Consider the following 22616-nt stretch of genomic DNA (forward strand, 5'->3'; position numbering starts at 1 on the left):
AATGTCTAAAAAGTACGTTTATTTATTCCACGAAGGTTCTAAAGAGATGAGGGAGATACTTGGAGGTAAAGGGGCAAATCTTGCTGAAATGACTAGAGTTGGGTTGCCTGTTCCTCCTGGATTCACTATTTCCACAACAGCTTGCAATGATTATTATAGCAATGGTAAAACTTTAACCGAATCAATGATAACTCAAGTAAACCAAGCTTTAGATTCATTGGAAAAACTAACTGGTAAAAGATTAGGGGATATGGATAATCCACTCTTGGTATCGGTTAGATCGGGTTCGGTAATTTCAATGCCGGGAATGATGGATACCGTACTAAATCTGGGTTTAAATGATGATACGGTTAAAGGACTTGTTGAGTTAACTCAAAATCCCCGTTTTGCTTATGATAGTTATCGGCGTTTTATTCAAATGTTTAGTGATGTTGTTTTAGGAATTGAACATTATCTATTTGAACAGGAAATAGACCATCTGAAAGAGAAAAAAGGATTCTCTGAAGATATTGAATTAAGTGCAGATGATTGGAAAAAGATTGTTGAAAAATATAAGAAGATTGTCTTAAATAAAACCAAACAACCATTTCCACAAGATCCAAAACTTCAATTAGAAATGGCAATAAGGGCAGTATTTGATTCGTGGAATAATCAACGTGCTATTGTCTATCGCAAAATCAATAAAATTCCTGACCATTTGGGTACTGCTGTAAATATTCAGATGATGGTATTTGGTAATATGGGTGAAGATTCAGGCACTGGTGTTGCCTTTACTAGGAATCCTTCTACAGGAGAAGCATCTCTTTATGGTGAATATTTGATGAATGCTCAAGGAGAAGATGTTGTAGCGGGAATACGAACACCAAAACCGATCAACAACTTAAAGGAGATAAATCCTGAGGTATTTAAGCAATTTGTTGAGATTGCAAAACAATTGGAGCAACATTACAAAGATATGCAGGATATCGAATTTACTATTGAGAAAGGTAAGTTATACCTTCTTCAAACAAGAACGGGCAAAAGAACGGCCCAAGCAGCAGTAAAAATTGCTGTAGATCTTGTTCATGAGGGGATAATCGATAAAGAAACCGCGATTTTAAGAGTTGATCCTGAGCAATTAGAGCAACTCTTACATCGACAAATAGACACTTCAGCAACAACAAAAGTTATTGCTAAAGGTTTACCGGCTTCGCCTGGTGCAGCTACTGGGAAAATTGTTTTTGATGCGGACAAAGCTGAACAACAAAATTTGGCTGGAGAGCAAGTTATTTTGGTGCGACCAGAAACTACTCCTGAAGATATCCATGGTATTAACGCAGCTCAAGGAATTCTAACAACTAGAGGTGGGATGACTAGTCATGCGGCAGTTGTTGCGAGGGGAATGGGAAAAGCCTGTATAACTGGTTGTGAATCCTTAAAAATTGACTTAAAAAAAGAAGAAATTTGGATTAATGGTGAATTTACCTTAAAAGCAGGAGATGTAATTTCTATTGATGGAAGTACTGGTAAAGTGATGCTTGGTGAAGTATTGCTAATTGACCCGGAGTTATCTGATGAATTTAAAGAGCTGTTAACCTGGGCTGATCAAATCAAAAAAATTGAAGTTAGAGCAAATGCGGATAATCCAGACGATGCTAAACGCTCAAGGGAATTTGGTGCTAAAGGTATTGGTTTGTGTAGAACAGAGCACATGTTTATGGATTCTAAAAGGATACCAATTGTCCAGAAAATGATACTGGCAGAAGATATTGAAGAACGCCGGGAAGCTCTTGCCAAGCTCTTACCGATGCAACAGAGTGATTTTAGAGGTATTTTAAAAGAGATGGCAGGTTTACCGGTTACCATTCGCTTATTAGATCCCCCCTTACATGAATTTCTACCAAATATAGAGGAATTGTTAGTAGATATTACTAGAGGGATGTATGAAGATAAACAAGAAAATGATTTATCTGAAAAGGAAAAGTTGCTAAGAAAAGTTCGTAATCTATCGGAATTTAACCCTATGCTTGGACATCGTGGTTGTCGATTGGGAATAACTTTTCCCGAGATTTACGCTATGCAAGCTGAAGCAATCTTTAACGCAACTGTTGAATTAAAACGAGAAAATATTGAAGTAGAGCCTGAAATAATGATCCCATTAGTAGGCCATGTTAACGAACTGAAATTGATGAAGGAGTTAATCATTAGAGTTGCCGATAAGGTCAAGGCAGAAACAAATACTAATTTTGACTTTACAATTGGAACGATGATTGAAGTTCCAAGGGCTGCTCTAACTGCAGATGAAATTGCCGAGCATGCGGACTTTTTCTCATTTGGTACTAATGATTTGACTCAAACTACATTTGGTTTTAGTCGTGATGATGCTGAGGGAAAATTCTTGCAGTATTATCTTGATCATAAAGTATTATCCGATAATCCATTTGTAACCCTAGATCAAAATGGAGTAGGTCAGTTAGTTAAAATTGGAACTAAACTAGGAAGAAATACTAAGCCGGATCTGAAGATAGGTATTTGTGGTGAACATGGTGGAGAAAAAAGATCAATTGAATTTGTTTATAAGACTGGACTTAACTATGTAAGTTGCTCTCCATATAGGGTTCCTTTAGCTAGATTAGCTGCTGCACAAGCAACGATCAAAAATAATAGCTAAGCATGAAATGAGCAATAGACCGCTAATAAGTGGTCATTTTTTTTGCTTAACATTTTATCACATTTAAGTTATAATATAGACTGTTTTTATCGAATTCGACATATTTCGATAAAATTCAACAATTACAGTTTGATCTATAGATGAATTTTGGTAAGAAGGATTTTTTTAAATTATGTAGAATAATATCTATAAAATTGAATTATGAATATAAAGGAAACTAACCTCTTATGCTCATAGCATGAAGGATAATCGATATGGATTTACTAATTGCTAGTCGTCGTTATTCCTTAAGAGTAAGGAAAGGTGGAGGTAAAGTTAAGGACCAAATAAATTTATTGTTCATGAAAAAAGAATTTTGTCGAATCTTTGCGAAAAAATTTAAATTCTTAGCAGGAGATTCTTAAATGATGGAGAATTTAATGGGGTGGAATTGAAGGTGTTCCTATGTCGTCAAAATTAATTCCAGATGAGTATATTGAGAGAATAAGACGTCATTTTGATATTGTGGATGTAGTTGGCCAATTTGTTCCACTAAAGAAAAGTGGGCGTAATTTTTTTGGATTATGTCCTTTTCATTCAGAAAAAACTCCATCTTTTTCTGTGTCGCCAGATAAGCAGATTTACCATTGCTTTGGTTGTGGAGCCGGTGGAGATGTTATCCGTTTCATAATGGATATTGAGAGTCTTGATTTTAGAGAAGCCGTTAAATACCTTGCAAATGAAGCTGGAATGAATATTCCTCAATTAGACGATACGACGTCCGAAAATGTTCAGGACTCTTATAGAAATAAAGTTTTTCAATTATATGATTTAACAACTAAGTTGTATCATTATTTGCTACTTGAAACTGAACATGGAAAAAATGCGCTTAATTATTTGATAAAAAGAGGATTTTCAAGGGATATTATTGAAAAATTTAATATAGGTTACTCTCCTTCAGCTTGGGATACATTACAAAATTTCTTAACTAAAAGAGGTTTTTCTCTGGAATTAATTAAACAAGCTGGTTTAGTAATTGAAACAGATGAGGGACGCACCTATGATCGGTTTAGAAATCGAATTATATTTCCGATATTTGATGCCCAAGGTAGAGTAATAGCCTTTGGTGGTAGGGTGCTTGATGATGGACATCCTAAATATTTAAATAGTCCAGAAACGAATATTTTTAATAAGAGTAGAACCCTTTATAATTTACATTTAGCTAAACAGGAGATTCGTAAAAGGAGACAAGCTATACTTTTTGAAGGTTATATAGATACCATTTCTGCTTGGAAAGCAGGGGTGTACAATGGTGTTGCCACTCTAGGAACTTCATTAACTGTTGAACAAGCCAAGATTATCAAACGATATGCTGATGAAGTCGTAATTAGTTATGATTCAGATCTTGCAGGACAACAAGCTACTTATCGAGCAATTGACATACTTTTACCTGTTGGTTTATCCGTTAAGATTGCTCAGATTCCACAAGGATTAGACCCCGATGACTATATTGACAAGTATGGTGCTGAGTCCTTTAAAAGTAATATTTTAGGCAACTCGATTACTGCTACAGCCTTTAAGTTGCAATATATCCGTAAAGACTTTAACTTAAAGGATGAGGCTGGTAGGTTACAATACTTGACAAGTGCTTTAAGTATTATCTCTGAATTGAATCATGCCATCGAGCGTGAACACTATCTTAAAGGACTTGCTGAAGAATTCAATCTTTCTTTTCCTTCGCTTAAGAGTGACTTAGATCAAATTTATTACAATAAGCGGAATAAAAAAGAGTATACAAAGGATAATCTTACAAACGAGTGGAATAATATTATAAATAATGGCAATCATGTGGGTAGACATAAGACATTACATCCTGCTTATTACAATGCTGAAAAATATTTGATTTATTTAATGATGAATAGTCGTGAAATTGCAGAGAAAGTACGACAAGAAATAGGAAGCGATTTTCATGTAGAGGATTTTTCAGTGCTAGCAGCGTATCTATATTCATATTATGGTAAGGATTATGATTCTAACATAAGTCATTTTATTTCCACGATTGAAGATAAAAAATATATGCAGTTAGCCACTGAGCTGGCATTGTTAGAAATAAATGAAAATGTTACTGAAGAAGAACTAAATGATTATATTTTTCAGGTTAAGAAGCATTTTTTAGAACTTGAGATCAGGAAAAAACAAAAAGAACAACTTATAGCAGAGCGTAATAATGACTTTGCAAAATCACTTCAAATAGGTAAAGAGATTATCGAATTACGCAATCGTCTAAAATGGGGGAAAAAATAATAAAGATAGGGAAGGAGGGCATATATTATGGCTCATGATAAGAATCAGAATATGGAACTATCTTTGGAACAAATAAAAGAACAGATTATTGAAACAGGCAAAAAGAGAGGTTCCATTTCATATAAAGAAATAATGGAAAAGTTGTCTATCTTTTATCAAGATTCTGATCAAATTGATGAGTTTTTCGAATATCTTGGAGATCAAGGTATAGAAATTGTCAATGATTCTGAAGATGACCATGATAGTGATGCTATTTTGTTAGATGAGGGTGATCCAGAGTTAGAAGAACTTAATTTTGACGATCTAGACATTCCGGGAGTAAAAATTAATGATCCCGTAAGGATGTATCTTAAAGAAATAGGACGTGTACCTCTTTTATCTGCTAAGGAAGAGATTGAATTAGCTAAGCGGATAGAAGAAGGTGATGAAGAAGCAAAGCGTCGTCTTGCTGAAGCTAACTTACGTTTAGTTGTAAGTATTGCAAAACGCTATGTAGGAAGAGGAATGTTATTCCTAGACCTTATTCAGGAAGGAAATATGGGGTTAATCAAAGCTGTAGAAAAATTTGATTACCGTAAGGGTTATAAATTCAGCACATATGCCACTTGGTGGATTCGTCAAGCGATAACCCGGGCAATTGCCGATCAAGCACGTACAATTCGAATTCCAGTTCACATGGTTGAAACGATTAACAAATTAATTAGGGTGTCTCGACAACTTCTTCAAGACTTAGGTAGAGAACCAAGTCCGGAGGAAATCGCTAAGGAAATGGGCCTTAGTCCTGAAAAGGTTAGGGAAATAATGAAAATTGCTCAAGAGCCAGTTTCATTAGAGACGCCTATTGGTGAAGAGGATGACTCACATCTTGGTGATTTTATCGAAGACCAAGAGGCACTTGCTCCGTCTGATGCTGCTGCATACGAGTTGTTAAAGGAACAGTTGGAAGACGTTCTAGATACGCTAACCGAAAGGGAAGAAAATGTATTACGTTTACGTTTTGGTCTTGATGACGGTAGAACAAGAACGCTCGAGGAAGTAGGTAAAGTATTTGGCGTTACTAGAGAGAGAATCCGTCAAATAGAAGCCAAAGCCTTACGAAAGCTACGTCATCCAAGTAGAAGTAAACGTTTGAAAGATTTCCTAGAATGATAATAAGCCTGCAGACCTAAATGTAGGCTTTTTTTTTTTTTTAATAATAACAACTTCCTCATATTGGGATAATTTATTTTAATTTTACATTTTTTTAAATTCCAATGCAAATATTACAAATAGGTTTCTTTACACTTTTTTTGTGAGAAATGTATAATAAGTTATGTTGTAAAAAAGTTTATTATAATATAGAAAGGTGTAGTAATGAATACGATAAAGCTTTCTAAACGATTATCAAAGATTGCAGATTATGTTCCTGATGGTAAAAGCTTTGCTGATGTAGGTTCTGATCATGCGTTACTCCCTAGTTATCTAGCATTAGAAAAAAAAATTCCTTTTGCTATTGCTGTGGAAGTTAACGAGGGACCATTTCAAGCGGCAAAAAAACAAATTTCTAATTTCAAGTTAGAAAGAATGATTGATGTAAGAAAAGGGGACGGATTAACTGTAATAAATCAGGAAGAGGTAGATGTAATTATTATTGCTGGAATGGGTGGCGCTTTAATAGTAGATATTTTAGATAAAGGTAAAAAAAAATTAGCCACTGTAGAAAGACTTATATTGCAGCCAAATGTTGGAGAAAATGTGGTTAGGAAGTGGCTAGATCAAAATATGTGGGATATTAAGGATGAACAAATATTAGAAGAGAATGGTAAAATCTACGAAATTATCGTTGCTGAGCATAGAAAGGGAAATATTGATCCAACATACAGCTCAATCCCCGATAGGAGTAAAAGTGAATTATACCGTCTGGGGCCAGTTCTCTGGAAAGAAAAATCTAGTATATTACTAAAAAAATGGAAAATTGAATTAAAAAAAGTTGAGTATATTTTACAACAGTTAGAGAAGTCACAAGATGAAAAAGAAATGAGAGTGAAAAAACAAAAAATGCTCCAAGAAAAAAAGTGGATAATGGGGGTAGTAAGGTGTTTGGAAAAGGGCAAAATATAATTCAAATACTTGAACAATTCGCTCCAAAAACATTGGCTTATCCTGAAGATAAAATCGGATTACAAATTGGAACATTAAATAAGAAAATAAAAAGGGTAATGTTAACACTAGACGTGTTAGAAGATGTGGTTGATGAAGCTATAGAAAAAGAGGTAGATTTAATAATTTCTCATCATGCAATTATATACAAACCAATAAAGAGTTTGCGAACAGACTTACCTACAGGCAGACTTTATGAAAAAATAATTAAAAATAATATAGCCGTGTACGTCGCTCATACTAATTTGGACGTTACAAAAAATGGTGTTAACGATGTATTAGCTCAGAAGATTGGAATAATAAATCCAGAAGTATTAGAGCCGTCTCATATTCAAAAATTAAAAAAAATAGTTGTTTTTGTCCCAGAAAGTCATCAGCAACAGATAATAGACGCATTGTCAAATAATGGTGCAGGTTGGATTGGTAATTATAGTCATTGTACATTCAATGTTTCCGGTATCGGGACATTTATGCCCCATGAAGGAACTAACCCTTATATTGGTGAACAGGGTAAATTAGAAAAAGTAAAAGAAGTACGTGTTGAAACTATCGTCCCGGAAATAAACCTTACTCAAGCGATTCAAGCAATGTTAAAAGCACATCCATATGAAGAAGTTGCTTATGATATTTATCCATTAGACCTTCAAAGTAAGAAAGAGGGTATAGGAAGAATTGGTAAGCTTGAAGATACTATGTCTCTAAAAGAGTATGCTGAATTTGTAAAAAAACAATTACAGGTAGATGGAATTAGGATAATTGGAGATTTAAATAAAAAGATAAGAAAGGTTGCAGTAGTTGGCGGAGATGGCAATAGCTTCGTAAGCAAAGCGGCGTTCCGTGGTGCCGATGTATTAGTTACAGGTGATATTTATTATCATGTGGCACATGAGGCATTAGCTCAAGGATTGAGCATTATCGATGCTGGACACTATATTGAAAAACATGTTTTAGGAGGTCTAGAGGAATATTTGACCAAGGAATTTTTAGATAGAGGTCTAAAAACTGAGGTGATTATTTCAGAAGTTGACACTAATCCGTTTCAGTTTTTGTAGATCGTTAATCATCAATTTTAAATTATGGAATAATTGGAATGATTAAACTAAAAAACCAAAATCATTCTATTGATTAGCTGTTTTGAATTTGATATATTATTATATGTTGTCGGTTTAGCGTTTTTTTATTAGCTATTATAATAATTTAATACATGGAAAGTAAGCTGGGTAATCGCTGGTGGATTTCCGCAAGGAGCCACGAGAGGAAAGTCCGAGCTCCATAGGGCAGGGTGCTGGATAACGTCCAGTCAGAGTGATCTGAAGGATAGTGCCACAGAAATGGACCGCCTATGTGTCATTACTTAATGATGCAGGCAAGGGTGCAACCGTGGTGTAAGAGACCACGAAGGGTTATGGTGACATATCCCTTGGTAAACCCCACCTGGAGCAAGACCTTATAGGAACGCACATAGAGTTGCCCGCTCTGCGTTCGGGTTGGTCGCTTGAGCTATCTAGTAATAGGTAGCCTAGATAGATGATTACCACTTCAATGGTGGGAGCACTATGGTGCGTAGTACCACTGGAAGTACAGAACTCGGCTTATAGGCTTACTTTCCTTTACATATTTTTAAAAGATGAAGTCCTTTCAAGGGCTTTTTTTTTATATAAAAAAGCCCATCAAAAAATTTAAAAATAAAAAATTAAAAAAATTCCAAAAATAAAAAGGGTTTTTTGAGAATGTGTAAAATATATTATTAAAATATTTAATTTTCATAAAATTCAATTAATGCATGAGGTGAAAATAATGCAAACAGAACCTTTGTTAATAATTCGGGACCTAAAGACATATTTTTATACAGATGGAAAAGAAGTGAAAGCAGTAGATGGGGTTAACTTTCAAATATACAAAGGAGAGACGGTAGCGTTAGTTGGGGAATCGGGAAGTGGTAAGAGTGTTACTTCAATGTCTATTTTACGTTTAATACCGGATCCGCCCGGAAAGATTGTCAACGGAGAAATAATCTTTAATAAGCTAGATCTTCTTAAACTAAGTGAAAGTGATATTAATGAAATTCGTGGTAATGAGATCTCGATGATTTTTCAAGAACCGATGACATCCTTAAATCCAGTTTTTACAATTGGCGAACAGATTATGGAAGGATTACGTCATCATCATAATTTAGACAAAGCAAATGCACGGAAAAAAGCTATTAGACTACTACAGCTTGTAGGTTTTCCTCGTGCTGAAGATATTATAGATGAATATCCTCATCAATTATCTGGTGGTATGCGACAGCGCGCAATGATTGCCATGGCGATGTCTCTAGAACCGAAATTGCTCATAGCTGACGAACCGACAACAGCGTTGGACGTTACGATACAAGCACAAATCTTAGAGCTTATGCGAGATGTTAAAGAAAAATTCAATACATCAATTTTATTGATTACTCATGATTTAGGTGTCGTAGCTGAGATGGCAGATCGAGTCTTGGTCATGTATGGGGGACAAATCGTCGAAGAAGGAGATGTATACACTATTTTTGAATCTCCGAATCATCCCTATACTAAAGGTCTATTGAGCTCTATTCCTTCCCTTAATGATGATAAAGATCGACTTGAATCCATCGAAGGTACTGTACCTGCGGCACATGAATTTCCGAAGGGATGTCGATTCGCACCCCGTTGTGGAGAAAAAAAATTAAGTATATGTGAAGAAAAATTACCTCAACTACAAGAAATAGGTAATGGTCATAAGGTTAGGTGTTTTTTATATGAAAGGGTGGAAGCATGAAACAGACTGTATTAGTTGAAGTAAAGAATCTAAAAAAATATTTCCCAATTAAAGGAGGGATATTAAAACGGACGATTGGGCACATAAAAGCGGTGGATGATGTTAGCTTTACGATGTATAAAGGTGAAACACTTGGAATAGTCGGTGAATCTGGTTCAGGTAAGTCAACAATGGGGCGGACAATGATCCGATTGTATGAGCCTACAGAAGGAGAAGTATTTTTTGAAGGCGATAATTTATTTAAATATTCTAGAAAAGAAATGCGCAGAGTCAGGAAGGGAATGCAAATGGTTTTTCAGGATCCGTTTGCTTCGTTAAACCCTAGAATGACTATTGCTGAATTAATAGAAGAGCCGATGGTAGTTCATAAATTATATGACCGATCCGAGCGAAATGAGAAAGTAAAAGAGTTGTTAAATAAAGTAGGATTACAAGCTGAATATGGTAGTTTATATCCCCATGAGTTTTCTGGGGGACAAAGACAACGCGTTGGCTTGGCTAGAGCTTTATCAATTAATCCTAAACTGATTATTGCAGATGAGCCGGTATCAGCATTGGACGTATCTGTTCAAGCTCAGGTAATAAATCTAATGAAAGATTTACAAGACGAGTTTGAGTTAACTTATTTATTTATTGCACATGATCTTAGTGTAGTTAAACATCTGAGTGATCGTGTTGGAGTCATGTATTTAGGCAGACTTGTTGAACTAGCTAATAAAAAAGATTTATATAGTGGTCCTGTTCATCCATATACACAAGCATTATTATCAGCGGTTCCTGTTCCTAATCCACGATTGAAAAAAGAAAGAATTATTTTAGAAGGTGACATCCCAAGCCCTGCTAATCCGCCAAGTGGATGTGTTTTTCATCCAAGATGTAAATATGCAACAGATAGGTGTCGAGTTGAAAAACCACTGTGGAGAGAAATTGCGAAGGATCATTATGTAGCTTGTCACTTAGTTGATTAAATTAAGGAGGTGAGGAAAAAGGTCGATACTTAACTTCACTTTTTAAAAAATTTTTAAATTAGGGGGTATATAATGTTTAAAAAGTCTCTGTATCTATCAATTGTATTGATTTTAGTATTGGGAATAGCGCTCGTTGGTTGTAGTAGTACAACCACAGATGAGCCAACTCAACCAGATCAAACAAATGAAGGAACTACTAATGATGAGGGTAATAAAGAGGAAGCTACTGGTCCTGTAGAAGGTGGAACTGTTTCCTTTGCAATGTTTAGTGCTCCAGGTGGAATCTTCAATCCATTACTCTATGAAGATGCCTATGAATGGAATGTAATTGGTTTTGTATTTGAAGCATTATTAGAACAATTACCTGATTTATCTTACGGACCTTCACTAGCAGAGTCATGGGAGTTTAGTGAAGATAAGAGAAGTATAACATTTAAGCTTCGTAAAGGTGTTAAATGGCATGACGGCGAAGAATTTACTGCGGACGATGTAGTTTATACTTACACTGTATTAGCTCATCCAGACTATACTGGAACAAGGTCATATATTGTTGAGCCATTTGTAGGATTTGAAGAGTTCAACAGTGGTGAAACTGATACGTTCAAAGGTGTTGAAAAAATTGATGATTATACTGTAGTTTTCCACCTTAAAGAAGCTGCACCTAATGCTTTAGATAATATTAACTTCCCAATTGCGCCTGAGCATGTATATGGTAAATATGAAGTTAAGGACCTTGTAAATGCACCAGAAACTAAAGCTTCTCCTATTGGAACTGGTCCGTTTAAATTGGATAAAATTGTAACAAACGAATCATATGAGTTAGTTCGCTTTGATGATTATTGGAATGGTAAGCCTTACTTAGATAAGATAATTTGGAAGGTTATTAACCAGGATGTTGCGCCTGGACTACTTAAGAGTGGACAGTTAGATGTCATGGCTGATTTAAATCCATCAGATGTAGATCTTGTTAAAAATATTGAAGGAGTTAAAATTTGGGAGACTCCTGACTTTGGCTATCAGTACATGGGATTCAAGTTTGGTAAATTAGAAGAGGATGGTTCAATCACTCCATTTGATAAGGTATATAACGATAAGAAATTACGTCAAGCTATGGCATATGCTATCAATCGCCAAGGAATCGTAGATGGTTTATTAAAAGGACATGGTACAGTGATGAATGCGCCAATTCCTCCTGTTAGTTGGGCAGCTGCTAGCCCTGATCAACTAAACACTTATCCTTATGATCCTGAAAAGGCTAAACAATTATTAGATGAGGCGGGTTATAAGGATATTGACGGTGATGGATTCCGTGAAGATCCAAATGGAAACAAATTTGAAATCACTTTAGATTATCCGACTGGTAATAAAGTTCGTGAAAAATCCGCTCCAATCATTCAACAAAATCTAAAAGAAGTTGGCATTAATATTAAATTAAATGCACCACGCGATGTAGGAAGTCACTATGATGCTGTTGGAAATGACGAAGTAGAATTATTCTTAGCAGGTTGGGGATTAACTACTGACCCAGATCCAAGTGGTATTTGGAAATCTACTGATACCTGGAACTTCCCACGTTGGGTTAACGAAGAGAGTGACCGCCTAATTCAAGAAGGATTAAGCTTGAAAGCCTTTGATATGGATTATCGTAAAGATGTCTATGTGAAATGGCAGCAATTAGTAAATGATGAGCTTCCATATATCTTCTTATATTCTCAAAATTCAATAACTGCTTATTCTGATAGAATTCAAAATGTAAAGCCAGATGCTTTTGGAATTACTCGTGATATTCATAAATGGTGGGTTAAACAGTAATTCAATTAATTACCTGAGTTCATGGCGTGTAGATGATGCTGCACGCCATGAAATTAATTAAGGAGGAAGTGCATTGTACAAGTACATACTGCGACGAATATTAATAATGATTCCAATGCTTGTGCTTATCAGTATAATCGTTTTTACATTCTCTAAATTGGCTCCTGGGGATCCGTTTACTGGGGAATTTGATCCACGTATTACAAAGGATATTTTAGACAAAAAGAGAGCAATGTTTAACCTATACGATCCACCTTACAAACAATATCTTTCTTGGTTAAAAAATGTTTTACAAGGAAATTTTGGTGTATCAATGAGGTTTGGTTTCCCAGTATCAGATTTATTGGCTGAACGAATACCTAATACCTTGTTTCTAGCAATAACTTCTTTGATTATCACTTTAATTGTATCGATTCCAATTGGAATCATATCTGCAAGGCGACCGTACTCGCTGATCGATTATTCGGCTACAACATTCGGTTTCTTAGGGTTAGCAACTCCTAACTTTTATGCAGGTTTGATAGCTATTTATTTATTTTCTATCCAGTTTGGATGGCTACCTGCTCAAGGAACCATTACGGCGGGAGCTGATTATACAGGTTTAGCTCTTTTTTGGGACAAGTTCAAACATGTAATTATGCCAGCATCTACACTTGGATTAGCACAAACCGCTGGTTACATGAGATACATGCGTAGTGAGATGATGGAGGTAATGGGGAAAGATTTCATTCGTACAGCTAGATCAAAAGGAATGCCTGAAAGAGTTATTTTATATAAACACACTTTAAGAAATGCTTTAATACCGATAATTACCTTACTAGGATTTGAATTTGGTGCTTTAGTAGCTGGAGCAGTAATTACTGAGAACGTTTTTAGTTGGCCAGGTGTAGGGACTTTGTTTCTAAATGCGGTCATAAATCGTGATTATCCGATAATTATGGCTATTAATTTAATTATCGCTACTATGGTTTTAGTAGGAAATTTACTAGCTGATATCTTTTATGTAATTGTAGATCCTAGAATTCGTTATGATTAAGGAGGGCAAATCAAATGGAAACACAAATCGACACAAGGCACTCTGCCTCTAAATCATTAAACAAGTCAAAGGAGAATACTCCTTGGAGAATAGCTTTTAGGAAGTTTAAACGCAATAGAATGGCTGTTTTAGGGGTATGGGTACTTTTAATAATAGTAATGATAGGGATCTTTGCTCCATATTTAACTCCCCATGATCCAGAATATGCTGATTTGCTAAATACTAACGGAAAACCTGATAAGGTACACTGGTTAGGTACTGATTCGTCGGGTCGCGATATTTTTGCTCGACTGTTATATGGTTCTAGGATTTCTTTGATAATCGGTTTTTCTGCGATGTTATTCACTATAGTGATTGGTACAATTTTGGGATCTGTAGCAGGTTATTATGGTGGGAAAATTGATAATATAATAATGCGTTTAGCGGATATTCAACTAAACTTTCCTTTTTTATTGTTAGTTATGACAGTTGTAGCGATTTTAAAGGAAATTAATATTTTAATATTTGTTAGTGTCATGGCCTTCGTTTCTTGGCCAGGAATTACTCGAATTATTCGGGCTACATTTCTATCCTTACGTGAGCAAGAATTTATTTTAAGTGCTAGATCTATTGGAGGTTCTGATTTTCGGATAATTTTTCGTCACATGCTACCCAATGCTATGGGACCGATAATCGTTAATGCAACCTTGTTTATGGCTGGGATGATTATTTCTGAATCTGCCTTAAGTTTTATCGGGTTTGGTGTTCCTCAACCTACTCCTACTTGGGGGAATATGTTAACTGAAGCATTATCACTTAGGGTTTTACAGTATGAACCTTGGGCGTGGATACCACCGGGGATAATGATAGTGATTACTGTACTAGCGATCAATTTCATCGGTGATGGCTTACGGGACGCTTTAGATCCAAGAATGAGGAAGAGTTAAGAAAATTTTATTGTAAAGCCTTATTTTATCAATTATGAGAATTCATTCGCTCAGTAATAGTTTTTTGGAGTTAATAATTTTATGTCAGAAAAAGGTTTATTGTGAGCGATTTTATTTAATAATGATTATATCGAATTGTATCGTTGATATTAGCCCCTTGTTATGTGGTAGTACTTACTTTTTACCATATAATAAGGGGTTTCTCATTATAGTTATTTTTAACATTTGAGCAAGTTTAACATTTAAATGAGAAAATAATAGGCTTTAATATGATGAAAAATGATACAATAAGAAGTAATAATAATCATTTTGGCAAATAAGGAGAAAGATTGATGAATATGGAATGGAATAAATCTGGTAACCTTACTTTATTAACTGATTATTATCAGATCAGTATGATGTATGCTCATTTTAAAAATAATTTGTTAGACAAGAAGGTCGTATTTGACGTTTTTATTAGAAAAAATCCTTGTGATAGTGGGTATTCTTTGTTTGCTGGTTTAGAGCAAGTTATAAATTATATTAGAAACATAAAATTTTCAGAGGAAGATATTAATTACATATCTTCCATTTATCCTTATGATCGAGAATTTCTAGATTTTTTACGGGGTTTTAGATTTACCGGAGATATTTGGTCTGTACCTGAAGGGACGGTAATTTTTCCTAATGAGCCTATTATGAAAATAGAAACTAATTTAATAGAAGCTCATCTAATAGAGACTGCAATACTAAACATTATTAATCATCAGACTTTAATTGCAACTAAAGCAGCACGAATAGTTTTTTCTGCTGATGGTGATCCTGTGATAGATTTTGGTTTAAGGAGGGCTCAAGGACCAGATGCGGGAATTTATGGGTCACGTGCCGCCTATATTGGAGGGGTAACTGGAACCTCTAACGTATTAGCTGGGAAACTCTTCTCGATTCCTGTTGTAGGTACTCATGCCCATGCATATATTCAAAGTTATTCTTCAGAGTTGGAGGCTTTTTTGGCATATGCAGAGATATTTCCCAATAATGCGATATTATTAGTAGATACTTATGATACCCTAAATAGTGGGATACCAAATGCAATTAAGACATTTAAGATAATGAAGGAAAAGTATGGTGATCAATTCAAAAATTACGGTATTCGTATAGATTCTGGTGATTTAGCATATCTATCTAAACAAGCTAGAAAAATGTTAGATGAAGCAGGATTTTCAGATGCGAAGATTATTGCTTCAAATGATTTGGATGAATATATAATCCGTGATTTGAAGTTACAAGGTGCTAAAATTAATTCTTGGGGAGTTGGGACAAAATTAATTTCATCTTCTGGATGTTCAGCATTAGGTGGGGTATATAAATTAGCCGCTGAAATTAAAGACGGTGAATCTATCCCTAAAATAAAAATAAGTGAAAATCCTGAAAAGGTGACAACTCCAGGAGTTAAAAAGCTTATTCGTTTCTATGATAAGATTAACTTTAGAGCAATTGTTGATCTTGTAATGCTTCATGATGAAAAAATTCCAGTAAAAAATTTTATTGCATTTGATCCAATAAATGTTTGGAAAAAGAAATTGGTGAAAAACTTCATTGCAAAAGAGCTGTTAATTCCTATCTTTAAAAATGGAGAGTTAGTTTATTCACCTCCAGCATTAGAGGAAATTAGAAAAAGAGCTAAGAAAGAGTTGAGTACCATATCAGAAGAAATAAAAAGAATAAATAATCCTCATGTTTATCATGTAGATTTATCGCAAAAGTTGTGGGATCTGAAGCATGAATTAATTAATAAAGAGAGAAATAAACATTATTAGGTAGACACTATTTTACAAAGAAATATATGGAAGAGGAGGAGCATGGATGGATTGGATAGTCTATGTAATTCTAGGATTGGTTCAGGGGATTACCGAGTGGTTACCAATAAGTAGTAGTGGGCATTTAGTGATTATTCAAGAGCTTTTTGGAATCAGTTTACCTGGTTTAGCATTTGAAGTTCTATTAAATTTTGCTACTTTTTTAGCAATGGTAATTGTGTTTAGAAAAGAGTTGTTGAGATTGGTTAGGGGCTTCTTTCGTTATATATTTAAGGGAACGCAGGAAGATCTTGAAGATTTTAAGTTTACCTTGTATATCATAATAGGTGTTATTCCTGCTGGGGTATTAGGATTATTATTTGAGGACTTTATTGAAAGCAGGTTAAAATCATTAACAACTATTGCAATTGCATTGATCATTACTGGGATAGGACTATATTATATTTCTAAAATTAAGGGATATAGGAAACAAATAAATACAAAGGATGCTTTATGGGTCGGCTTGTTTCAAGCGATTGCTTTAATTCCTGGAATTAGTCGCTCAGGTGCAACGATTTTTGCATCACTTTATCGTAAATTAGACAAGGAATTGGCGATACAATATTCATTTTTCTTAGCAATTCCCGTCAGTATCGGTACGATGCTATTAAAGATAGATGATTTATTTAGTCAAACGGTTAATTTATTTGAATACTCGATAGCATTTTTTGTATCACTATTTTCAGCTATTTTTGCAATTAAATGGTTTATTGGGGTTCTTAATCGTGGTAAATTGATTTATTTTACTTATTATTGTGTTCTTGTGGGTTCGATTATTCTTATTTATCAATTTTGGGGATAATTGATTAATATTTAATTTACAATATATACATCGATGGGGAGATCAAAATGACAGTATTACTAGACAATTACCCATTAATATCAGCATTAGTTGCGATGTTATTGGCTCAATTAGTAAAATTTCCTATTAACTTTATATTAAATCATAAAATTGATCCGATGATTATTTTCAGTAATGGTGGGATGCCAAGTTCACATTCAGCTTTTGTATCTTCGTTAACTACAGCAATAGGTATTGAATATGGATTTAATTCCCCGTTTTTTGCCATTTCTACAGTATTTTCGTTGATTACTATGTGGGATGCAACAGGAGTACGTTACCAAGCATCTAAGCATGCTCAAGCACTTAATGTACTCATTCAAGACTTTCATCAATTAGTAGAACATGTAAAATATAAATCAAAAAGAAATAATGTAACTTTTAGGGAGCTTCTGGGAAATCCATTAAAAGAGCTTTTAGGACATAAACCTTTTGAAGTATTGATGGGTTTGCTTTTCGGAATTTTGGTAGCATTATTTGTAGGAACTTGGTATTAACTCATGTTGCATGTGAATTCAGATTGGAATTTGCATGCAACTTTTTTTATTAACCCTAATTATTTTAGTTATACAGCAATGTTTTATAATGGAGGAGTATGGAGAAAGAAAAAATTTGTTATAAAGGATGATTGGTTTATGAAAATCAAATCATTAGGCCCTAGGAGTATTGTAATTAGTTTTCCTGAGCTAGATCAAATTAACTTGTTGGCCATTTATGGTGAAAAATTTACATATTTATGTGATACATATCTTGGACCAGACCCAATGGAACAGCTGAAAAAAGTTTTTCGTAGGGATGGTAGAAACCAACCGATTATTGTCTTTAATTCCCATTGGGACTGGGATCATATTTGGGGAAACTGTGCTTTTGCTGATTCAATGATTATAGCCCATAAAAAATGTAGAGAGAATCTTGAAAAGGGTTTTTGGTCTGAATTAAATAAAAATAAACAGTATGCTAGGGGTGAAGTAAAACCAGTTTTTCCGAATATTTTATTTGAAAAACGGTTAACATTTATGGAAGATGGTGTGGAGTTTTTCTATTCTCCAGGTCACACAGCTGATTCGGCATCCTGTTATGATAAAAAAGAAAATATTTTATATGTAGGGGATAACGTTGAATTTCCTATTCCATATATACAAGATAAGGATTTGAAACATTATATAAATACACTTAAAATGTATCTTAATCTCAATCCCAGATATATCATTACTGGACATGGTGAAAATGCCTCAATAGAGTTGATTAAGTCAAACCTAGAATACGTCAAGAAACTATATCAAGGTATTAATATTGATCAATCAAATTGGAGTTCAGATATGAAAGAAAGGCACTTGGCGAATATGGATAAGTTGAAATAATTATCATATCCAGCTAATACCGATAAATTAATTTTATGAATATTTTTATAGATAAAGATGGAATAATTAAAAAAAGTTCCACAAGAAATATTTTAGGAAATATTTTAGTAAAAATCCAAGCACTTATTGAATAGATTAACATAAGATAGGTTATTGGTATGATGGTGATGTTTGAATTCCATGAATCAGTTTTGAAAGGAAGAGATATTTATGTGTGGTATAGCTGGGTGGATTGATTGGGATCAAGACCTAACGCAGAAAAAGGAGATTATAGAAAAAATGGGTAGTACGTTACATCATCGGGGACCCGATAATCAAGGCTCTTGGGTAACCAAACATGCTGCCCTAGCACATACTCGATTAATAGTAATTGATCCAGAAGGTGGCTCACAACCAATGATTCGCCAATATGGTGATAACAAATACGTTATCATTTACAATGGAGAATTATATAATACGGAAGAACTTAGAAGGGAATTAAAACAGCTAGGACATAAATTTTTCTCACATTCAGATACTGAAGTTCTTCTGATATCCTATATTGAGTGGGGAGAAAAATGTGTAGAGCGCTTAAATGGTATTTTTGCGTTTGGGGTATGGGATGATTCAAAACAAAAATTATTTATGGCTAGGGATCGTCTTGGAGTAAAACCGCTCTTTTATACTGAAAAATACCACAAATTATTATTTGCTTCAGAAATTAAGGCGCTTTTGGCTCATCCTGAAATTAAACCAGAGATTGATGAAGAAGGTTTATCAGAGATTTTTGGACTTGGACCATCTAGGACTCCAGGGCATGGTGTATTTCGAGGAGTATCCGAGTTAAAACCAGGGCATTATTTAATTTATAACTCATCCGGTACAAGTATTAAAAAATACTGGGTATTAGAGAGTAAAAAGCATGAAGATGATTTAAAAACAACTATCGAAAAGGTTAGAGAGTTGGTTCTAGATACAGTTAAACGTCAATTAGTATCCGATGTCCCTGTTTGTACTTTTCTTTCGGGTGGACTTGATTCAAGTATTATTTCAGCTGTGGCTGCAAATATCTATAGAGAAAAAGCTAAGACACTCCATACCTATTCAATAGATTACGTTGGGAACAAAGAAAATTTTAAAGCTAGTGAATTTCAACCTAATGCCGATCCACCTTGGGTAAAAAAGATGTCTAAATATATTGGCTCAACCCATCATTATATTATGGTAGATACGATAGAACTAGTGGAATCGTTATATGACGCAGTCAAAGCCCGTGATTTACCAGGAATGGCTGATATCGATTCTTCTCTTTTATTATTTAGTAAAGAGATTAAAAAAGGGGCGACGGTTGGATTATCAGGAGAATGTGCAGATGAAATATTTGGTGGGTACCCGTGGTTTTATCGTGAAGATGATTTGAAATCTGAGAACTTTCCTTGGTTAAGATCATTAGATGAAAGGGTGAAAATATTATCACCATCTTTAAAAGAACGACTTTCAATAAAAGACTATGTACAATATCGTTTTCAACAGACATTAGATGAAGTTCCAATTTCAACTGAAGATTCAAAAGAACAAGTACAGATGCGAAAATTATTTTATTTGAATTATCAGTGGTTTATGGCTAATCTATTAGAACGAAAAGATCGAATGACGATGGCGACTGGTTTGGAGGTCAGGGTTCCATTTGCTGATCATCGTTTGGTCGGATACGTTTGGAATATACCCTGGGAAATGAAAAATTTAAATAATAGAGAAAAAGGAATCTTACGTGCAGCCATGAAAGGCATTCTGCCAGACGAAATATTAAATCGTCGGAAAAGCCCTTATCCTAAAACTCACAATCCACTATATACAAAAGAGGTTAGCAATCGGCTTCTAGATATCTTAAATGATCCAACTTCTCCGATACTAGATTTAATAGATGCAAAATATGTACGTAATATTATTGAATCAGGTGGCGAAATTTTTAAAGTTCCATACTTCGGTCAGCTAATGATGGGTCCACAACTTCTAGCATATTTAATTCAAGTTAATTATTGGTTAAAAGAGTATCAAATCAAAATTGTTTAATCTTAAGAAAAAAAAAGGATGCATTGATTGCATCCGTTTTTTTGCTTTTAGTCCAAGATTTCATCTGGTGTGAAATTAGTATCGGTAAAGATATCCTTTGCCCCATCAACTTCGACGTCGTACTTATAATTCTTTTTATCTTCTCTAACAATGTATAGTGCTTCTCTGAATCTTAATGCATGTACTACTTCTCTTTCTCTTAGAAATCTTAGGGCATCAATTAGTCCAGGGTCGTCTGTCATTTGGATTAAGTTCTCGTAGGTTGCTCTAGCCTTTTCTTCACCAGCAATATCATCAATCAAATCAACTATAGGATCCCCTTTCGTTTGAATGTAAGATGCTGTCCAGGGATTACCATTAGCGTCACTATAAAATAGGGCTCGGTTATGTTCTGCAAATTGTGCACCTAATCCTGCCGCCATCATTTGTTCAGGTGTTGCGTTCTTGACTAATTTATATACCATAGTTGCAATCATCTCTAGGTGACCTAATTCTTCAGTACCTATGTCCGTTAGTAAGGCTTTAGCTCTTTTGTTTTTCATACTGTACCTTTGATTTAAATATTTTAATGCTGCCGATAACTCGCCGTCTGGACCACCATATTGGGTAATTAAAAATTTTGCCATCCTTAAGTCCGGTTTCTCAATACGAATGGGTCGTTGAAGTTTTTTCTCATACATCCACATCGTTCATATTCACCTCTTTAATTTAGTAAATTATTTCCCACGGCCAAGGGTCCTTTATCCAACGGGCCGGATTTTCTTTTGAGAAACCATACTGGGTAAGTGGTCCGTAGTAGCGCTCAACCTCAGGCATTAGTTGCATGATTTGATAAGTTAAATTAGTGAAGTCTTGTTGAGCTTTTTTGTCATTGGGATGAGTATCTAGATATAGTTTGAGTTCTAAAGCTGCAAATTCTAAATCTTGTAGTTTATATAATAATGGTGTTGCTCTTTTCAAATCATATTCCTCCCTTATTCGTATTCCCTATTACTTTATTCAGTCATATAGTCATTAGTAACTAAGATGATCGCCTAATTTTTGGGTAAAAATATATATAAAAAAAGGCAGACTCAACCTCGCATAAATAGCGATTTTTTGAGTCTGCCTGCTTTATAAAGCAATTATAAAATTTTAATCTTTTTCTAATGTAACAGCTGTCCCGTATACGAGAATTTCAGAAGCATTTTGCATAATTTGGGAGGTCATATATCTTACATTTAAAATTGCATTAGCTCCTATCTTCTCAGCTTCCCGTACCATATGAGCAGTCGCTTTTTGTCTTGAGTCCGTTAACATTTCGGTATATTCTTTAATTTCTCCACCAACCAATGTCCTAAATCCTGCTACAATATCCTTTCCAATATGTTTTGACTGAACGATATTGCCTTTAACCATTCCATGGACCTTGGTCACTTTGTAACCAGGTACATAATCAATATTTACGATAATCATTATTTTCTTTATCCTCCTTATACTCTTCATAGCGATCCTTAGCTACACTAATCAAAATCATAATACTTCCAATAATTCCTAATAGGAATGCTGCGATAATATTATCTTCAACTGGCTCTGCATTGGAAAAAAGTGCGTAAAAGGGAGCGAAAACAAAAATGAGTCCTGCTATAATCACAAGTGAAACTCCAATTTTTTTCATAGCATCACCTCATGTTTTTAAAACGTATTGTCAAAAGTTTTATAGATTATTGTGTCAAAAACCTTGTTGTTATTGAAAAATTTATATTAAGGTATTGCCACCCCCTCAATTTAAGGGTAATTTTTAGTTGACCATTCAAAAAATTACTCAAACAAAGGAGGCGGCAAACTTGATGTCTAAAGTTATTTCTTTGTTGCTACTATACATTGAGGTTCAAAATAAAATCATTGTTTATTTGATGGGGGCATTGCTTGGTAAGAATTCTCTTC

At 34.5% G+C, this 22616-nt stretch carries 20 protein-coding genes and 1 other RNA gene; 17 read left to right on the top strand and 4 right to left on the bottom strand.

What is annotated here, in order from left to right; translation table 11 throughout:
* Position 1: 1 nt before the first annotated feature.
* From ppdK to asnB, 17 genes are all read left to right on the top strand, one after another.
* Positions 2-2650, top strand: coding sequence for a pyruvate, phosphate dikinase (ppdK, locus tag BHF71_RS04035; RefSeq protein WP_069656392.1), 2649 nt, complete (start codon positions 2-4; stop codon positions 2648-2650).
* A 254-nt stretch (positions 2651-2904) separates the two neighbouring features.
* Positions 2905-3054 (top strand): hypothetical protein, encoded by a 150-nt coding sequence (locus BHF71_RS12050; protein ID WP_176717303.1) that lies wholly within the window; start codon positions 2905-2907, stop codon positions 3052-3054.
* Between the two features lie 40 nt (positions 3055-3094).
* Positions 3095-4933 (top strand): DNA primase, encoded by a 1839-nt coding sequence (gene dnaG / locus BHF71_RS04040; protein WP_069656393.1) that lies wholly within the window; start codon positions 3095-3097, stop codon positions 4931-4933.
* Between the two features lie 27 nt (positions 4934-4960).
* On the top strand, positions 4961-6082 hold the full coding sequence (gene rpoD, locus BHF71_RS04045; protein WP_069656394.1) for an RNA polymerase sigma factor RpoD: 1122 nt from the start codon (positions 4961-4963) through the stop codon (positions 6080-6082).
* Between the two features lie 204 nt (positions 6083-6286).
* Positions 6287-7033, top strand: a complete 747-nt coding sequence (locus BHF71_RS04050; protein ID WP_069656395.1) for a tRNA (adenine(22)-N(1))-methyltransferase — start codon at positions 6287-6289, stop codon at positions 7031-7033.
* Positions 7009-8124, top strand: a complete 1116-nt coding sequence (locus BHF71_RS04055; protein ID WP_069656396.1) for a Nif3-like dinuclear metal center hexameric protein — start codon at positions 7009-7011, stop codon at positions 8122-8124. The genes BHF71_RS04050 and BHF71_RS04055 overlap by 25 nt, the downstream gene beginning before the upstream one ends.
* Positions 8125-8280: 156 nt before the next feature.
* Positions 8281-8683: RNase P RNA component class A (rnpB, locus tag BHF71_RS04060), an RNA gene on the top strand.
* 186 nt (positions 8684-8869) lie between these two features.
* The gene (locus BHF71_RS04065; RefSeq protein ID WP_069656397.1) at positions 8870-9856 is read left to right on the top strand and encodes an ABC transporter ATP-binding protein; all 987 of its coding nucleotides are present in this window, start codon (positions 8870-8872) and stop codon (positions 9854-9856) included.
* Positions 9853-10824, top strand: coding sequence for an ABC transporter ATP-binding protein (locus BHF71_RS04070; RefSeq protein WP_069656398.1), 972 nt, complete (start codon positions 9853-9855; stop codon positions 10822-10824). The genes BHF71_RS04065 and BHF71_RS04070 overlap by 4 nt, the downstream gene beginning before the upstream one ends.
* A gap of 72 nt (positions 10825-10896) precedes the next feature.
* Positions 10897-12636: an oligopeptide ABC transporter substrate-binding protein gene (opp4A, locus tag BHF71_RS04075; RefSeq protein WP_069656399.1), complete on the top strand. Its 1740-nt coding sequence runs from the start codon at positions 10897-10899 to the stop codon at positions 12634-12636.
* A 73-nt stretch (positions 12637-12709) separates the two neighbouring features.
* Positions 12710-13672, top strand: coding sequence for an ABC transporter permease (locus BHF71_RS04080; RefSeq protein WP_069656400.1), 963 nt, complete (start codon positions 12710-12712; stop codon positions 13670-13672).
* A gap of 14 nt (positions 13673-13686) precedes the next feature.
* On the top strand, positions 13687-14598 hold the full coding sequence (opp4C, locus tag BHF71_RS04085; protein ID WP_069656401.1) for an oligopeptide ABC transporter permease: 912 nt from the start codon (positions 13687-13689) through the stop codon (positions 14596-14598).
* 332 nt (positions 14599-14930) lie between these two features.
* The gene (locus BHF71_RS04090) at positions 14931-16397 is read left to right on the top strand and encodes a nicotinate phosphoribosyltransferase (protein ID WP_342668071.1); all 1467 of its coding nucleotides are present in this window, start codon (positions 14931-14933) and stop codon (positions 16395-16397) included.
* Positions 16398-16443: 46 nt separating this feature from the next.
* Positions 16444-17238 carry an undecaprenyl-diphosphate phosphatase gene (locus tag BHF71_RS04095; RefSeq protein WP_069656402.1) on the top strand — a complete coding sequence of 265 codons (795 nt, stop codon included), beginning with the start codon at positions 16444-16446 and terminating at the stop codon, positions 17236-17238.
* Between the two features lie 47 nt (positions 17239-17285).
* Positions 17286-17774 (top strand): divergent PAP2 family protein, encoded by a 489-nt coding sequence (locus BHF71_RS04100; RefSeq protein WP_069656403.1) that lies wholly within the window; start codon positions 17286-17288, stop codon positions 17772-17774.
* A 138-nt stretch (positions 17775-17912) separates the two neighbouring features.
* The gene (locus tag BHF71_RS04105; RefSeq protein ID WP_069656412.1) at positions 17913-18638 is read left to right on the top strand and encodes an MBL fold metallo-hydrolase; all 726 of its coding nucleotides are present in this window, start codon (positions 17913-17915) and stop codon (positions 18636-18638) included.
* Between the two features lie 210 nt (positions 18639-18848).
* Positions 18849-20690 (top strand): asparagine synthase (glutamine-hydrolyzing), encoded by a 1842-nt coding sequence (gene asnB / locus BHF71_RS04110; RefSeq protein ID WP_069656404.1) that lies wholly within the window; start codon positions 18849-18851, stop codon positions 20688-20690.
* A 47-nt stretch (positions 20691-20737) separates the two neighbouring features.
* Here the strand turns inward: asnB and BHF71_RS04115 are convergent, their stop codons facing one another.
* The 4 genes from BHF71_RS04115 to BHF71_RS04130 all read right to left on the bottom strand — a co-directional run bounded on the left by BHF71_RS04115 (position 20738) and on the right by BHF71_RS04130 (position 22347).
* Positions 20738-21376 carry a manganese catalase family protein gene (locus tag BHF71_RS04115; RefSeq protein ID WP_084024212.1) on the bottom strand — a complete coding sequence of 213 codons (639 nt, stop codon included), beginning with the start codon at positions 21374-21376 and terminating at the stop codon, positions 20738-20740.
* 22 nt (positions 21377-21398) lie between these two features.
* On the bottom strand, positions 21399-21650 hold the full coding sequence (locus tag BHF71_RS04120) for a spore coat protein CotJB (RefSeq protein ID WP_069656405.1): 252 nt from the start codon (positions 21648-21650) through the stop codon (positions 21399-21401).
* A gap of 174 nt (positions 21651-21824) precedes the next feature.
* The gene (locus BHF71_RS04125; protein WP_069656406.1) at positions 21825-22145 is read right to left on the bottom strand and encodes a YbjQ family protein; all 321 of its coding nucleotides are present in this window, start codon (positions 22143-22145) and stop codon (positions 21825-21827) included.
* The gene (locus tag BHF71_RS04130; RefSeq protein WP_069656407.1) at positions 22126-22347 is read right to left on the bottom strand and encodes a hypothetical protein; all 222 of its coding nucleotides are present in this window, start codon (positions 22345-22347) and stop codon (positions 22126-22128) included. The genes BHF71_RS04125 and BHF71_RS04130 overlap by 20 nt, the downstream gene beginning before the upstream one ends.
* Between the last annotated feature and the right edge of the window lie 269 nt (positions 22348-22616).

It is taken from the genome of Vulcanibacillus modesticaldus (genome assembly GCF_001730235.1).
In the GTDB taxonomy this organism is placed as follows: domain Bacteria; phylum Bacillota; class Bacilli; order Tepidibacillales; family Tepidibacillaceae; genus Vulcanibacillus; species Vulcanibacillus modesticaldus.